Source organism: Halobacillus sp. BBL2006, from assembly GCF_000786645.1.
In the GTDB taxonomy this organism is placed as follows: Bacteria; Bacillota; Bacilli; order Bacillales; family Halobacillaceae; genus Halobacillus.
In genome coordinates, this window is sequence record NZ_JRNX01000914.1 from 1 (window position 1) to 686 (window position 686).

At 48.1% G+C, this 686-nt stretch carries 4 tRNA genes; all 4 read right to left on the reverse strand.

Annotated elements, in window-relative coordinates:
- Positions 1 to 100 precede the first annotated feature (100 nt).
- Positions 101 to 182, reverse strand: a tRNA-Leu gene (locus tag LD39_RS21025).
- A 7-nt stretch (positions 183 to 189) separates the two neighbouring features.
- A tRNA-Lys gene (locus tag LD39_RS21030) sits at positions 190 to 265 on the reverse strand.
- A gap of 207 nt (positions 266 to 472) precedes the next feature.
- Positions 473 to 547: transfer RNA gene (locus LD39_RS21035), tRNA-Gln, on the reverse strand.
- A 9-nt stretch (positions 548 to 556) separates the two neighbouring features.
- Positions 557 to 633, reverse strand: a tRNA-Asp gene (locus LD39_RS21040).
- Positions 634 to 686: the final 53 nt, after the last annotated feature.

A 686-nucleotide genomic window follows, 5' to 3' on the forward strand; every position in this document is an offset into this window, starting at 1 on the left:
GGGTTGCCCCCACTAGGCCCTCAACCTAGCGCGTCTGCCGATTCCGCCACGACCGCAAATTGTAATGAAACAAATGGATGCTGATCATGGGATTGGTAAGTGCGGGTGGAGGGACTTGAACCCCCACGCCGTGAAGCACTAGATCCTAAATCTAGCGTGTCTGCCAATTCCACCACACCCGCAAATAAATGGTGAGCCATGAAGGATTCGAACCTTCGACCCTCTGATTAAAAGTCAGATGCTCTACCAACTGAGCTAATGGCTCATTACTAAAGTAAGAAGTGTAACGTTGTTAAGAACGGTGCTCGTCACGTTGATAGATAATTCGGTGAAGCTTACGGCTTCTCTACCAACTGAGCTAATGGCTCGTAACAAGGAATCTACAACACTTTGAAATGTGTATGTGTCTCAAAAGCACAAGAAATATCATATAACTTTTGAACTGATTTGTCAACTGTTTATTCAAAGAAAATGGCTGGGCCAGCTGGATTCGAACCAGCGCATGACGGTACCAAAAACCGTTGCCTTACCGCTTGGCTATGGCCCAAACATTAAATGGCGGTCCGGACGGGACTCGAACCCGCGACCTCCTGCGTGACAGGCAGGCATTCTAACCAACTGAACTACCGGACCTATGTAATAAAAAGTGACCCGTACGGGATTCGAACCCGTGTTACCGCCGTGAA